Source organism: Phenylobacterium montanum (genome assembly GCF_018135625.1).
GTDB classification, from domain to species: domain Bacteria; phylum Pseudomonadota; class Alphaproteobacteria; order Caulobacterales; family Caulobacteraceae; genus Poindextera; species Poindextera montana.
On the sequence record NZ_CP073078.1, the window covers coordinates 3,504,442 to 3,518,397 of the forward strand.

At 69.5% G+C, this 13,956-nt stretch carries 15 protein-coding genes; 4 read left to right on the top strand and 11 right to left on the bottom strand.

Translation table 11 applies throughout. The features are described from left to right. Window positions 1–22: 22 nt before the first annotated feature. Window positions 23–739, top strand: a complete 717-nt coding sequence (locus tag KCG34_RS15765) for an alpha/beta family hydrolase (protein WP_211936593.1) — start codon at window positions 23–25, stop codon at window positions 737–739. Window positions 740–743: 4 nt separating this feature from the next. On the opposite strand, the gene KCG34_RS15770 is transcribed toward KCG34_RS15765, so the two are convergent. From KCG34_RS15770 to KCG34_RS15790, 5 genes are all read right to left on the bottom strand, one after another. Further along, the gene (locus KCG34_RS15770; protein WP_211936594.1) at window positions 744–1,562 is read right to left on the bottom strand and encodes an enoyl-ACP reductase FabI; all 819 of its coding nucleotides are present in this window, start codon (window positions 1,560–1,562) and stop codon (window positions 744–746) included. Window positions 1,563–1,939: 377 nt separating this feature from the next. Further along, entirely contained in the window at window positions 1,940–2,710 is a 771-nt protein-coding gene (locus KCG34_RS15775; protein ID WP_211936595.1) for a phosphodiester glycosidase family protein, read from the bottom strand. Window positions 2,711–2,736: 26 nt separating this feature from the next. Beyond that, on the bottom strand, window positions 2,737–3,954 hold the full coding sequence (gene fabB / locus KCG34_RS15780) for a beta-ketoacyl-ACP synthase I (protein WP_211936596.1): 1,218 nt from the start codon (window positions 3,952–3,954) through the stop codon (window positions 2,737–2,739). Between the two features lie 29 nt (window positions 3,955–3,983). After that, window positions 3,984–4,505, bottom strand: a complete 522-nt coding sequence (gene fabA / locus KCG34_RS15785) for a 3-hydroxyacyl-[acyl-carrier-protein] dehydratase FabA (RefSeq protein ID WP_211936597.1) — start codon at window positions 4,503–4,505, stop codon at window positions 3,984–3,986. A 105-nt stretch (window positions 4,506–4,610) separates the two neighbouring features. Then, window positions 4,611–5,132, bottom strand: a complete 522-nt coding sequence (locus tag KCG34_RS15790) for an SH3 domain-containing protein (protein WP_249138043.1) — start codon at window positions 5,130–5,132, stop codon at window positions 4,611–4,613. Between the two features lie 132 nt (window positions 5,133–5,264). Here KCG34_RS15790 and KCG34_RS15795 point away from each other — a divergent pair, with 132 nt between their 5' ends. The 3 genes from KCG34_RS15795 (at window position 5,265) to KCG34_RS15805 (ending at window position 8,577) form a co-directional block, all read left to right on the top strand. Beyond that, window positions 5,265–6,251 carry a 2-hydroxyacid dehydrogenase gene (locus tag KCG34_RS15795; protein ID WP_211936598.1) on the top strand — a complete coding sequence of 329 codons (987 nt, stop codon included), beginning with the start codon at window positions 5,265–5,267 and terminating at the stop codon, window positions 6,249–6,251. 54 nt (window positions 6,252–6,305) lie between these two features. After that, on the top strand, window positions 6,306–8,141 hold the full coding sequence (gene recQ, locus KCG34_RS15800) for a DNA helicase RecQ (RefSeq protein ID WP_249138044.1): 1,836 nt from the start codon (window positions 6,306–6,308) through the stop codon (window positions 8,139–8,141). A 127-nt stretch (window positions 8,142–8,268) separates the two neighbouring features. Beyond that, window positions 8,269–8,577 (top strand): hypothetical protein, encoded by a 309-nt coding sequence (locus tag KCG34_RS15805; protein ID WP_211936599.1) that lies wholly within the window; start codon window positions 8,269–8,271, stop codon window positions 8,575–8,577. 95 nt (window positions 8,578–8,672) lie between these two features. Here KCG34_RS15805 and KCG34_RS15810 read toward each other — a convergent pair whose 3' ends face one another. Genes KCG34_RS15810 through KCG34_RS15835 form a run of 6 tightly spaced genes read right to left on the bottom strand, consistent with a single transcriptional unit; the run spans window position 8,673 to window position 13,553 of the window. Next, window positions 8,673–9,143: an OsmC family protein gene (locus KCG34_RS15810; RefSeq protein WP_211936600.1), complete on the bottom strand. Its 471-nt coding sequence runs from the start codon at window positions 9,141–9,143 to the stop codon at window positions 8,673–8,675. Window positions 9,144–9,184: 41 nt separating this feature from the next. After that, window positions 9,185–10,306, bottom strand: a complete 1,122-nt coding sequence (gene zapE / locus KCG34_RS15815; RefSeq protein WP_211936601.1) for a cell division protein ZapE — start codon at window positions 10,304–10,306, stop codon at window positions 9,185–9,187. A gap of 51 nt (window positions 10,307–10,357) precedes the next feature. After that, the gene (rlmH, locus tag KCG34_RS15820; protein WP_211936602.1) at window positions 10,358–10,822 is read right to left on the bottom strand and encodes a 23S rRNA (pseudouridine(1915)-N(3))-methyltransferase RlmH; all 465 of its coding nucleotides are present in this window, start codon (window positions 10,820–10,822) and stop codon (window positions 10,358–10,360) included. A 34-nt stretch (window positions 10,823–10,856) separates the two neighbouring features. Then, window positions 10,857–11,285, bottom strand: coding sequence for a ribosome silencing factor (gene rsfS / locus KCG34_RS15825; RefSeq protein ID WP_211940845.1), 429 nt, complete (start codon window positions 11,283–11,285; stop codon window positions 10,857–10,859). Between the two features lie 59 nt (window positions 11,286–11,344). After that, the gene (locus KCG34_RS15830; RefSeq protein ID WP_211936603.1) at window positions 11,345–12,007 is read right to left on the bottom strand and encodes a nicotinate-nucleotide adenylyltransferase; all 663 of its coding nucleotides are present in this window, start codon (window positions 12,005–12,007) and stop codon (window positions 11,345–11,347) included. Continuing rightward, window positions 11,973–13,553 (bottom strand): aldehyde dehydrogenase family protein, encoded by a 1,581-nt coding sequence (locus KCG34_RS15835; RefSeq protein ID WP_211936604.1) that lies wholly within the window; start codon window positions 13,551–13,553, stop codon window positions 11,973–11,975. Before KCG34_RS15835 ends, KCG34_RS15830 begins: the two co-directional genes overlap by 35 nt. Window positions 13,554–13,956 lie beyond the last annotated feature (403 nt).

Sequence of the window (13,956 nt, forward strand, 5' to 3'; positions counted from 1 at the left end):
AACGCAGTCCGGGGAGGCTCGGATGGACGGAACCGTTTTCTATCTCGGCGGCGCGTCCTATCCCGCCGATCGTCAGGTGGAGGATGTCCTGCGCGCCCGCTTCGTCGCCGAGGGCGCGAGTTTCGTCGGGCATCGGGAAGTGCTGGGGCAGGGCTCGGGCCAAGGGCGCGGCGCATCGGTTGAGGAGATGGTGGCCGCCTTGCGCCGTGTCGTCACGCGACGCCGCGGCGATGGCCCGGCGATCCTGGCCGGCCGGTCGAGCGGCGCGCATGCGGCGACCCTGTTCGCCGCCGAGCGGCCGGTCACCGCCGTGGTCTGCTACGGCTATCCCTTCAAGAACCCGAGCTTCGTGCTCCAGCCGGGCCGCTTCGCCCACCTCGCCGCCCTGACCACCCCGACCCTGATCCTGCAGGGGATGCGCGACGTCTATGGCGGGCTGGGGCTGACCGAGGATTACGCCCTGTCGCCCGCCGTAGGCCTGCATTTCTTCGACGGCAGCCATGAGGCGGATTTCGACGCGCCGGGCTGCGCCCATCTGCCGGACCTGATCGTCAACTTCGCAAGCGGCGGCTGGCGAAGCCCCGGCCATCGCGGCGCGCGCTTCGACGAGGCCGACTATCTGGCGCGCCATCCCGATGTCGCCGCAGCGGTCGCCGAGGGGCGCTTTCGCTCCGGCGCCGACCATTTCCAGCGCCTCGGCCGGGACGAGGGCCGCCGGTTCAGGCTCTTGCCGAAGTGAGGGGTCAGCCCTCGCCGAAGCCTTCCGGCAGGCCGATCATGTGGAAGCCGGCGTCGACATGCACCACCTCGCCGGTGGTCGAGCGGCCGAGGTCGGACAGCAGCCACAGGGCGCAGCCGGCCACGCCCTCCATGGTGGTGTCCTGCTTCAGGGCGCTGAAGGCGCGGCCCTGGCTGATCATCGAGCGGCCGCCGGAGATGCCGGCCAGCGACAGGGTGCGCATGGCCCCGGCCGAGATGGCGTTGACCCGGATGCCGGCGGGGCCGAGGTCGCGGGCGATATAGCGGGTCGCCGCCTCCAGCGCCGCCTTGGCCACGCCCATGGTGTTGTAGTTGGGAATGACCCGCTCGGCGCCGAGATAGGTCATGCTGACCATGGCTCCGCCGTTCGGCATCAGCTTGGACGCCCGCCGCGCCACGTCGACGAAGCTGAAGGCCGAGACGTTCATGGCGGTCAGGAAGCCCTGGCGGGTGGTGTTCTCGACGAAACTGCCCTTCAGCTCGTCCTTGTCGGCGAAGGCGATCGAGTGGACCACGAAGTCGAGGGTCCCGAACACCTTTTCGATCTCGGCGAAAGCGGCGTCCATCGAGGCGTCGTCGGTGACGTCGGCCGGGATCATGTGCTTGACGCCGATGCTCTCGGCCAGGGGCCGCACGCGCCGCTCCAGGTTTTCGCCCTGATAGCTGAAGGCCATTTCGGCCCCCTGGGCCGCCAGCTGCGAGGCGATGCCCCAGGCGATCGAGTTCGAATTGGCCACGCCCATGACGAGGCCCTTCTTGCCCTTCATCAGCTCGCCCTTGGGCAGGTCGTAGTCGTCGGCCATGGCGTCAAACTCCCGGTCAGGTCCGATTCGCTTTGGCTGCGTCCTCCCATGTCAGGGGCGAAATGTCCAATGCCGAACCCTTCTCCCCTTGCGGGAGAAGGAGGGGCCCGCGGCGAAGCCGTGGGAGGATGAGGGGTCACGCCCAACTATCCGATTTGAGAGCGGTGCGAGGGCCAAAGGGAGGCTGGGCCGGCGCGACCCCTCATCCTCCCACCCGCTCTCGCGGGCGGGCCCCTCCTTCCCCCGCAAGGGGGGAAGGGAAGAAGCCAAGCCCACCCAAACGCCTTGGTGGAAAGTCTTGCCTCCAGCTCCAATGTCATCCAAGGGCTTTGGGAACGGCCAGCATTCCAAGGAATACTTTCGTCACATCTCGCGCGTTAGCGTTTGCGCATGACGATGACATAGACGCCCAGCTCCGCATTGGCGTCGATGCGCCCCAAGTCTGGCGACCAGAGGCTGGAGACCGCCCCATCTAGATAGAGCACGTCGGGACAGCCCAAATCGTCTCGCAGGAAACGGGCGAAGCGGCCGAAGGAAACCGGCTCGTTGCTGATTGCGAACAGGGCTTCGCCATTCTTCACGCCGACCCCGTTTCGCACGGCGAGCGAGGGGCCGTTGTCGGAAACGTGTGGATTGAGACGCCCGCCCTGGACGAGCAGCGGGCCGGACTGGGTCGCCCAGACCGTGTGACGGACCGCGGTCTGAAAGGCGTGGGTCTCGCTGACGTGCGGTGCTCCGCGCGCATCGACCCAGAACACGCCATTGGGCAGCATGAAGAAGTTGCCGCCGCCTTTTCCGAGATTGATTGGCCGCACCGCTCGGCCTGAGGCGATGAAGAGCCCGAGAGGATCGAAGTTCGGATCGAACATCCCTCCGTTCATCGCAAACTCGACCCGTGACGCTTCGCGCCCCAACGCCGTTCTCAAGCCTGGAAGATCAACGGCCGTAGGACGCATGCTTCGCGACACCAGGCGTATGTCGCTGGTGGACGCGCGATAGCGGCAGACGACGAAGGTGTCGCCTTCGAATAGTTGGGAGGTGCAGGCGCTAGAGTCGCCTTTCGGGTCTGCATGGGCCGCAACCGATATAGCGGCCATGACAAGGGCCAGCGCGATGCCGCCAATGCTGCGAAAGAAGGCGGCAGACATCCCCTAGATGCCCGCCGAGCCTACTGTCACCCCTGATACCGGCTCATCACCAGGCACCCATTGGTCCCGCCGAAGCCGAAGCTGTTCGACATCACCGTGTTCAGCTGCACCTCCTTGCGCTCGCGCAGGATCGGCAGGTCGGCGAATTCGGGGTCCAGGGTTTCGATGTGGGCGCTTTCGCAGGCGAAGCCGGCCTGCATCATCAGGAGGCAATAGATCGCCTCCTGCGCCCCCGCCGCGCCCAGGCTGTGGCCGGTCAGGGACTTGGTCGAGGAAATCAGGGGCGCCTTGTCGCCGAACACCGCGCGCACCCCCTGCATCTCCTTGGAGTCGCCCACCGGGGTCGAGGTGCCGTGGGTGTTCAGGTAGTCGATTGGCGCGTCCAGCCCGGCCATGGCCATCTTCATGCAGCGGATGGCCCCCTCGCCCGAGGGCGCGACCATGTCGTAGCCGTCGGCGTTGGCGCCGTAGCCGGTGATCTCGGCGTAGATCTTGGCCCCGCGGGCCTTGGCGCGCTCAAGGTCCTCCAGCACCACGATCCCCGCTCCGCCGGCGATGACGAAGCCGTCGCGGTCCTTGTCATAGGCGCGGGAGGCGACCTGGGGCCGGTTGTTGTAGCCGCTGGACATGGCGCCCATGGCGTCGAACAGGTTCGACAGGGTCCAGTCCAGCTCCTCGCAGCCGCCGGCGATCATCACGTCCTGCTTGCCGAACTGGATCTGTTCGGCCGCGGCGCCGATGCAGTGGGTCGAGGTCGCGCAGGCCGAGGAGATCGAATAGTTGATCCCCTTCATCTTGAACCAGGTCGACAGCACCGCCGAGGGGCCGGAGCTCATCGCCTTGGGCACCGCGAACGGGCCAATGCGCTTGGGGCCTTTCTCGCGGGTGGTCTCGGCCGCGGCGACGATGGCCCGGGTCGAGGGGCCGCCCGAGCCGACGATCAGGCCGGTGCGCTCGTCCGAGACCTCGGCCTCGGACAGGCCGGCGTCCTGGATCGCCTGCTCCATGGCGATGTGGGCGTGGGCCGTGCCGGGGGCCAGGAAGCGGGCCGCGCGGCGATCGATCAAATTTTCCCAGGCCTCGATCCTCGCGGGCGCATGCACCTGGCAGCGAAAGCCCAGCTCGGCGTATTCCGGCGCGGCCACGACGCCGGAACGGGCGTGGCGCAGGGATTCGGTCACGGTCTCCGCATCGGAGCCGATCGACGAGACGATCCCCAGTCCGGTGACGACAACGCGGCGCATGCCGGTTCTCCCCAATCTTTCTTTCTGCTTCAGACCAGGTCCTTGGCGTCGAACAGGCCGACGCGCAGGTCCTTGGCCTCATAGATGGGAACGCCGTCGGCCTCCAACACGCCGTCGCCGACCCCCATCACGAGTTTGCGCATGATCACGCGCTTGAGCTCGATCTTGTAGGTCAAGAGCCCCACCTTGGGCGTAACCTGGCCGGTGAACTTGACCTCGCCCACGCCGAGCGCGCGTCCCCGGCCCGGCCCGCCGGCCCAGCCCAGGAAGAAGCCGACCAGCTGCCACATGGCGTCCAGGCCCAGGCAGCCGGGCATCACCGGGTCGCCGATGAAGTGGCACTGGAAGAACCATTGCGAGGGATCAATGTCGAGTTCGGCCCGGACAAAGCCCTTGCCATAGGCGCCGCCGGTCTTGGAAATTTCGGTGATGCGATCGAACATCAGCATCGGCGGGGCGGGAAGCTGGGCGTTGCCGGGGCCGAACATCTCGGCCCGGCCACAGGCCAGAAGGTCTTCCCGGTCGAACTGGGTCCTTTCCCCAACGGTCATGGCGCACTCGTCCTCGGGCAGGCCTCGCGGCCCGCAAGTTGCGGCGCCGGCGCGGATTCGCGCAGCGCCTGGGCTGCGAGCCCTAGCACAGGCCGCTTCGCCCGCTCAACGGCATTGCGGCGCCGGGGCGGTTCCCCAGACCTGGGCCGCGCGCGTCCAGCCGGCGGCGCCGCCCATCTTGATCTTGCACCAATCGCCCTGGCAGCGGTCCAGGGGCGCGATCGCCCGGGGCGCCAGATAGGCCACCACCGCGGCGTTGTCGTGGGCCGCGCTGAGAATCGGCACGGCGCCGCCCGAGGTGTTCATCACCGAGCGCCGCCCGTCGGTGGTGCGCTTGTGCACCCAGGACAGGCCCCCGTCCGGATCGCAGATCCGTCGCCAGTCCTTGGTTTCGGCCACCACCTGCACCGGCAGGCCGCGCACGTGATAGGTCCAGAGCAGCCGGTGGTCGTCGCTGGGGCCCGAGCGGGCGTTGACCGGGTCGAACTTCAGGATCACGTAGCGCGGCACCGGCAGGCCCGAGGGCGTCTGGCCGGGACGCTCGGCGTCCGACCCCGTCCCGGCCTTGGGCGAGCAGGCGGCCAGAAACGCCAGGGCCGCGAGCAGGACCTGCGCCTTTAACCGCACTGGGCTTGGCTCGCCATAGTTTGACCCCCGAACGCGCTTGCCTTGGCCGTTCGAACGCCCTTTGTTAGAAGGCGCCGACAAATCACCCCGGTCCCAGACTCAAGACCTTAAGCCCCCTTTTCAAGCCCCCGCATGGCCGCCCGCAAGCCGAAAGTCGTCGTCACCCGCAAGCTGCCCGATCCCGTCGAGGCGCGCATGGGCGAGCTGTTCGAGGTTCAGCTCAATCTGGACGACCATGCCTTCAGCAGGGCGGAGCTGGCCCTGGCCGTGGCCGAGGCCGACGTCCTGGTGCCCACCATCACCGACCATATCGACGCGGCCCTGCTGCAGCAGGCGGGGCCGAACCTGAAGCTGATCGCCAATTTCGGCGCCGGGGTCGACAATATCGATGTGGCGGCGGCCAACGCCCGTGGCGTCACCGTCACCAACACCCCCGGCGTGCTGACCGAAGACACCGCCGACATGACCATCGCCCTGATCATGGCCTCGGCCCGGCGGGTGGTCGAAGGCGCCAACCTGGTCCAGGCCGGCGGCTTCAAGGGCTGGGCGCCCACCTGGATGCTGGGCAAGCGGCTGAAGGGCGCGCGGCTGGGCATCATCGGCATGGGCCGCATCGGCGAGGCGGTGGCCCGCCGCGCCCGGGTGTTCGGCATGGAGGTGCACTACCACAACCGCCGCCGGGTCAGCCCGCGGATCGAGGAAGAGCTGGGCGCGACGTACTGGGAGTCGCTGGACCAGATGCTGGCCCGCACCGACATCCTGACCCTGCACTGCCCGCACACGCCCGCCACCTATCACCTGATGTCGGCGCGGCGTCTGCACATGCTTCCCAGGCACGCCATCATCGTCAACACCGCCCGCGGCGAGGTGATCGACGAGGCCTCGATGGCCGACATGCTGGCCGACGGCGCCTTGGGCGGGGCCGGCCTGGACGTGTTCGAGCACGAGCCCTCGATCAATCCCAAGCTGCTCAAGCTGCCCAATGTGGTGCTGTTGCCGCACATGAGCTCGGCCACGGTCGAAGGCCGCATCGAAATGGGCGGCAAGGTGATGATCAATATCCAGACCTTCCTGGACGGCCACAAGCCGCCGGACCGGGTGATCCCGTCGATGCTGTAGGGCGCGCGCCAGAACCCGGTTGGCGCGCGGGCTCGGCTCCGCCATAACCGCTCGGTGAGCCCCGATTCCCCCCTCGATGCGGCCCGCCGGATCCTCAACCAGACCTTCGGCCATGCCGCCTTCCGCGGCCTGCAGGAGGCGGTGATCGGCGAGGTGCTGGCCGGCAAGAGCGCCCTGGCCGTGCTGCCCACCGGCGGCGGCAAGAGCCTGTGCTACCAGATCCCCAGCATGGCCCTGCCCGGCCTGGGCCTGGTGGTTTCACCCCTGATCGCGCTGATGGCCGACCAGGTCGCGGGGCTGCGCCAGATGGGCGTGGCGGCGGCGCGCCTGGACTCCACCGCCTCGCCGGCCGAGCGGCGCGAGACCTGGGAGGCGATCGAGGCCGGGACGCTGGACCTGCTCTATGTCTCGCCCGAAGGGCTGATGCAGCCCTCGATGCTGGAGCGGCTGTCGCAGCTGCGCCTGGCCCTGGTGGCGATCGACGAGGCGCACTGCGTCAGCCAGTGGGGCCACGACTTCCGCCCGGAATACCGGACCCTGGGACGGCTGGCCGAGCTGTTCCCGACCACGCCGCGCCTGGCGGTGACCGCCACCGCCGACGCCCGCACCCGCGAGGACATCCGCGCCGAGCTGCGCCTGGAGGGCTGCCTCGAGTTCGTCGACAGCTTCGCCCGGCCCGAGCTGATCCTGTCGGCCGAGCGCAAGACCGGCCGCGGCCGTAACCGGGTGATCGAGCTGGTCCAGGCGCGGCGCGGGCGCTCGGGCGTGGTCTATTCCGGCTCCAGAGACGGCGCCGACAGCCTGGCGGCGGAGCTGGCCGAGGCGGGCGTCCCGGCCCTGGCCTATCACGCGGGCCTGGACAAGCAGGTGCGCGCCGACCGCCTGACCAGGTTCCTGGACGCCGACGAGGCGGTGATGGTGGCGACCATCGCCTTCGGCATGGGGGTCGACAAGCCGGACGTGCGCTATGTGATCCACGCCGACCCGCCGGCCTCGATCGAGGCCTATTGGCAGGAGATCGGCCGGGCCGGGCGCGACGGCGAGCCGGCTGAGGGCATCACCCTCTATTCCTCCGCCGACCTCAGCTGGGCCCTGCGCCGCATCGAAACCCGCGAACTGGCGGACGAGGTGCGCATGGTGCAGGTGAGGAAGGCGCGCCAGCTCTACGCCATGCTGGAGGGCATGGGCTGCAGGGCCGCCGCCGTGCGCCGCTATTTCGGCGAGGACCAGGTCGAGCCCTGCGGCCAGTGCGACCTGTGCCTGGAACCGCCGGCGGCGGTGGATGCGAGCCTGGCCGCGCAGAAGGCCCTGTCGGCGGTGCACAGGCTGAACGGGCGCTTCGGCCGCGGGCGGGTGGTGGATCACCTCCTGGGCAAGACCAAGGAGCCGACGCCGTTCGAGGCGGGGCTGTCCACCTTCGGCGTCGGCACGGAATTCAGCCCGGCCGGCTGGCGCGACCTGATCGACCAGCTCTTGTTCGAGGGCCTGCTGCGCGAGGACCCCAATGACGGGCGCCCGCTCTTGGCCCTCGGCGACGGCGAAGCGGTGCGGGCGGTCTATCGCGGCGAGCGCAAGGTGGGCCTGCGGCGGGCGCCCGAGGCGCACGACCCCACCACCCGCTCCGGCCGCCCGCGCAAATCCCGCGGCGGGGTCCCGCTGGCGGTGGATGCGGCGGACATGGCCCTGTTCGACGCGCTGCGGGCCTGGCGCCGCCAGGAAGCCGCGCGCCAGGCGGTGCCGCCCTATGTGATCTTCCACGACCGCACCCTGGCCGAAATGGCCGAGATCAAGCCGCGGGAGCGCTCGGTCCTGGCCCGTATCGGCGGCGTCGGCCAGGGCAAGCTGGATCGCTATGGCGAGGCGATCCTGGCCATCACGGCGAACTACTGAGCCTGTAAAAAATTTTCAAAGCTGACACGAAACTGAACGCGGCGATCCCGATGGGTTCAGTTTGGGGGGCCTATTCCCTGTCTCACGGTCGATGTGACCGGAAAGCAGAGACCTAGGAGCCTCCCCCGTGAAGACCTTGATGATCGGCATGCTCGCCGCCGCCAGCCTGGCGGCCGCCCTGCCCGCTTCCGCCCAGACTACCCCCGCTCCGGCCACCGCGCCGGCGCCTGCCGCGGCTTCCGCCGCCAGCGCCCCGGCTGCGACCCCGGCCCCGGCGGCCTCGACCAAGGCCATGGCCGCGCCCAAGGCCGAGAAGGCCAAGGCGACCAAGGCCGGCAAGGCCAAGATGAAGCACCACAAGCACCATAAGGCCAAGTCCAAGGCCATGAAGGCCGAGGCCGCGAAGACCCCGGAGGCCAAGCCCACCACCAAGTAGGCACGCCCCCTCCGCCGGCCGAAGGCGCTCCTCCCCCCGCCTTCGGCGCACCAGCCGAGCCCGGTCCCTCCCCGCCGGGCTCGGCTTCGGCGTTTCTAAGCCGAGCGGATCACCGGCTCGCAGGCGATGGGGAAGTTCACCGAATTGGCGATGAAGCAGAGCTCGTGCGCCCGGTGGTGCAGGCGCTCAGCCAGGGCCGCGTCGTCGCCGGCGCGGATCAGGATCTCCGGGCGCAGGGTGACGGACGTGAAATGGCCGCCCTTTTCGTCCTCGACCATCAGCCCCTCGGCCGCGTCGACATAAGCGCGCACGGCGATCCCGGCCTCGGAACAGAGGTGCAGGTACCAGAGCTTGTGGCAGGCCGAGACCGAGGCGACCAGCAGCTCCTCGGGGTTCCAGCGCGCCGCGTCGCCGCGGAAGGCCGGGTCGGACGAGCCGGGGATCGCCGGCTTGCCCGGCGCGCTGATCACATGGTCGCGGTCATAGGCCCTGTAGCTCGCCGTGCCCTCGCCCCGGTCGCCGGTCCACTCCACCCTGACCTCGTAGCGATGCTGGCCATGCGCCATCGAACCCTCCTTGCGAAACCGGCTTCGCCGTTCAGATAGGGCTAGTCGCGCGCATTCTCCAGCCAGTCGGCCGAGCGCATCTCGTGCAGGCGCGAGGCGGTGCGCTCGAATTCGAAGGCGCCGTCGCCGGCGGGATAGAGGGCGTCGGGCTCGGCCGCCGCCAGCACCACCAGCCGCGCCCCAGCCTCGTAGAGGGAATCGATCAGGTCGACGAAGCGCCGCGCCTCGTTGCGTCGCTCGGCCCCGAGGACCGGCACGGCCTCCAGGAAGACAGTGTGGAACCGCGCCGCGACCGCCAGATAGTCCTGCGGCCCCAGCGCCGTGGCGCAGAGGCTGGCGAAGGAGGCGCGGACGAGGCCCCCGGCGGCGCGGGGCAGGCGCACCTGGCGGCCGAGAACCTCGAGCGTGGCCCCGGTTTCCTCCATCCCGCCCAGGAGGTCGCGCCAGAGGGCGTCGAAACCGGTCTCGGCGGCGGCGTCCAGCGGGGTGAAATAGACCCGCGCCGCCCGTAAGCGATCCAGTCGGTAGTCCGATGGCCCACGCACCGCCACCAGCTCCAGCCGCTCCTGGATCAGGGCGATGAAGGGCAGAAAAAGCTGGCGGTTGATGCCGTCCTTGTAGAGGTCGTCCGGCGGCCTGTTGGAGGTAGCGACCAGCACCACCCCGCGCTCGAACAGGTGCTCGAACAGCCGCCCCAGGATCATGGCGTCGGCAATGTCGGTGACCTGCAGTTCGTCGAAGCAAAGAAGCTTGGCCTGCTCGGCGATGTATTCGGCGACGGGGGGGATTGGATCGTCGCCCTTGGTCTGGCCGAAGCGCGCTTTGCGCGCGGCGGCGTCGCCCTTGCGCCACTCGCCGACCAGGGCGTGGACCTCGGCCATGAAAGCCTGGAAGTGCACGCGCCGCTTGCGCGTCACCGGAGCGGAGTCGAAGAACAGGTCCATCAGCATGGACTTGCCGCGGCCCACCGGGCCCCAGAGATAGACCCCGCGCGGCGCCTTCGGCTTCTTGAACAGGGCAAAGCCGAAGCCCGGTTCGGCCAGGGCGTTCAGCTCGCTCTCCAGCCGCGCCAGCGCCTCGACCGCCGCCGCCTGGGCCGCGTCGGGCTTGATCTCGCCGGACCTGAGCCGTTCGCGATAGGCGGTGGAAAGGGACTGGACCATTGGGGCTGCGGTTAGCCGGTCAAGCCAGGACTGAAAAGGCCTGCCGCAACGTCAATCGCGGTGATAGGGCGCGCCAGCCAGGATGGTGACTGCGCGATAGACCTGCTCGGCCAGCATGGCGCGCACCAGGGCGTGCGGCCAGGTCTGGATCCCGAAGGCGAGGGTTTCGCTGGCGGCGGCGAGGACCTGCAGGTCGAGCCCGTCCGCCCCGCCGATCACCAGCACCAGCCGCCGGGTCCCGTCGTCGCGCAGCCGCTCGATACGGCCGGCGAAGGCGCGGGAGGTGAAGGCCTTGCCGTGTTCGTCGCAGGCGATGACGTGGGCGCCGGCCAGGTGCGGCGACAGGGCCTCGGCCTCGGCGGCCTTGCCCGGCTTGCGCCCCTCGACTTCGACGATCTCGACCGGCCCCAGGCCCAGCGAACGCCCGGCGGCGCTCGCGCGCTCGGCATAGTCCTTCGCGAGCGCCGCTTCCGGCGCCCGGCCCAAGCGGCCGACGGTGAGGAGGGTGACCTTCATCTTCCCTTCGCCCCTTTCGGGAGAAGGCGCTGGGTCAGTTCGCCGCCGCGCGGTGCGGGGAGTCGACCGACCAGATCTTTTCGAGGTTGTAGAACACGCGCACCTCGGGCCGGAACAGATGGACGATGATGTCCCCGGCGTCGATCAGGACCCAGTTGCAGTCCGGCAGGCCCTCGACCCGGGCCTTTCCGGCGCCGAGATCCTTCAACAGGCGCAGCAGGTGGTCGGCCAGGGCGCCGACATGGCGGTGCGAACGCCCGGAAGCGACGATCATGCAATCGGCCACCGAGCTTTTGTCCTTCAAGTCGATAAGGACGATGTCCTGCGCCTTGTCGTCGTCGAGACGGGCCAGAATCCGTTCCTGCAGTCCTTCCGTCGAAACGGGACTAGACTGGTCCTCTATGGAAGGCTCGGCCGACTGGGCCTGACCTTCGTGCGCACTCGGCGCGGCATCGCGATGCAGCGGTTTGCTCCTCTAGGCGTCACGCTAATTGGGGACCCTAGCATACGAATGCGTCCAGGTCAGGCGTGAATCTCGGATGCGACCTTTGCGTCCCTGATCTTGGTCGAGGAGGCGTGGTTCAGCTGCGCCGGAATATAGACCCAGGCGGGCGGGTCGGTGGTCGCCAGGCGCCGGGCGAAACCGGCCGGACGACGGGCGGCGGCGAAGCGCCGGGCGGCGGGGGCGAGGCCGCCGCGCAGCTCCGAGCCGGGGCGGGAGACCACGGCGATCGGGATGTTGGCCTGGATTTCGCTCCAGCCGCGCCACCTGTGGAAGCTGGCCAGGCTGTCGGCGCCCATGATCCAGACGAACTTCACCCCCGGAAAGCGGGCCTGGAGGATGCGGATCAGGTCGATGGTGTAGCGGACGCCGAGGCGCGTCTCGATGTCCGAAACGATCATCTTCGGGCCGCGGGCGAAACGCGCCGCCTTGGCCATCCGCATCCTGAGGCTGTCTGGCTGGGCGGTCTTCAGGGGGTTCTGCGGCGAGACCAGCCAGATCACCCGGTCGAGCCCCAGGCGCGTCAGCGCCGTCTCCGCAACATGGGCATGGCCCTCATGCGCTGGGTTGAACGAGCCGCCGAACAGGCCGACCCGCATGCCGGGCTGGAGCGAAAAGCCCAGTCTCAGCGCGTCGGGGCGGCCGGCCTCAGGAACGCGCCGGACCGGACCCGCGAACCACATGCTGATCTGACTTGGGTGAAGGCGATTGGGGTGATGGAGATTGCCGGTCGAGGGCCAGGTCGGTCTGGCGCACCCGGGCGCGGACGGTGAACACGCTGTCGCCGGCCAGGACCCCGCCGCGGGCGAGGAGGCGGCCGTTCTGCCAGTTGGAGAGGCCGAGTTCGGGCCGGTTCAGGGCGTATTGCCCATCGACCCAGCGGGTGAAGCCGTCGCCGACGAAGGGGGCGTCCACCGCCTCGAAGAAGCGCTTCTGCGCCAGCTCGTCCTCGGCGATCAGGCTGACGGCGAAGTGGGGGCTGAAGCGGTTGAACAGGGCCGCGGCCTCCTCGGCGCCGTCAACCAGGGCGAGGCTGAGCTCGGGGGTGTCCTCCCACTCCCATTCGACAGCCAAGCCCTCCAGAGGCAGGGCCTCGACCGCCGCCTCGTCATGTTCACCGTCGGCGCGGCGCACCTTGGCGCGGGCCTTGCGCCAGTCGGCGGGCAGGGCGGAAAGGTCTGCCTCGACCACATGCAGCTTGACGTCGCCGCCGCGGCGGCGGCCGGCGCGGGCTATGGCGTCCAGGAAGGCGGGCAGCAGTTCGTCCGCGCGCTCACGGGCGATGCAGCAGACGTTCAGGGTGTTGCAGACCTTGCGGTCCAGCGAGTGATAGACGGCCTCGGCGAAGCGGGCGGCGTCGGCGCTCTTGTCCGCCACCAGCCAGGCGCCGCCGGTTCCGTGCAGGCTGACGGGCGTGCCGGTCTGGCGCGCCACCCCGCCGAGCTGGGCCACGGCGGGGCCCGAGCCGCGGGCCACGGCCAGGGACAGGCGCGGATCGGCGAACATGGCCCAGCCGGCGGCGTGCTCGGCGCTCTCGACCAGGCTGGCGGCGCCCTCCGGCAGGCCGGCGGCGGCCAGGGCCGGGTCCAGGGCCTCGGCGACGATGGCCTTGGCGGTGCCGAGCGCATCGCCGCCGATGCGGAACACGACGGTGTTGCCGGTGCGCAGGACGCCGGTGGCGTCGGCGAACACGTTGGGACGGCCTTCGAAGACGAATCCTACGACGCCCAGCGGCGCGGCGACCTGCTCCAGGCTCCAGCCGGCGTGGTCGATCCGCTCCAGCACCCGGCCGCGCGCGCCCTCGGCGGCGGCCCATTCCTTCAGGCCGGCTATCATGTCCCGCCGCATGGCCGCGCTGACGGCGAGGCGGGTGGTCGAGCGGCCGCGTGCCCTGGCGCTGTCCACGTCCTGCGCATTGGCGGCGGCGATCGCGCCCCAGGCGGCCTCGTCCTCCAGCCGGGCGGCGAAGGCTTCGAAGAAGCGGCTGATCTGGCTGTCCGACACCTGGCCCATGCGCCGGAAGGCTTCGTGCGCCCGGCCCACGGCCCGGTCGGCGACGGCCTGCACTGCGGCCGGCACGTGCAGCAGGGCGCCGGTGTCCTGCACGACGATCAGGCTGTCGCCGGCCTGGAACTGTTCGGCCAGCGCCGCCGACACCCGCGCGACCCGGTTCCCCCCAAAGGGGATCGGCTGTCCAACTTCCAGCTTGTCCAGGGCGGCCACGGTCATGCCGCCGTCATAGAGGCAAAAGCGGGCGGGATGAAGAGCGCGCGGCGAAGACCACCACCTATGACCGGCTCGGGGGGAAAGCCACCAGACGGCAGACGAGGAACACAATGCCGGCCCAGATCGCGCTGTTCACAACCGTCATTGGCCAGAACCACAGATTCGCCCACGACCCCAGCACCGGAAACAATGGCAGGGAGAGCCAGCGCCATGCACCGACATGTCGGTGAGGTCCATCCGCTCCTGCCCAGGCCATGAACTGGGCAATCCAATGGATAGAGAAAGCAAGCGCGAAGACGACCGCCAAAAGAACGGGACGCTTTGTGCTTTGAGCCCTGGTTGTATCCGCCATACCAACACCGCTCATCCCGGCGAATGCCGGGATCCAGATCGTATGGCGCAATAG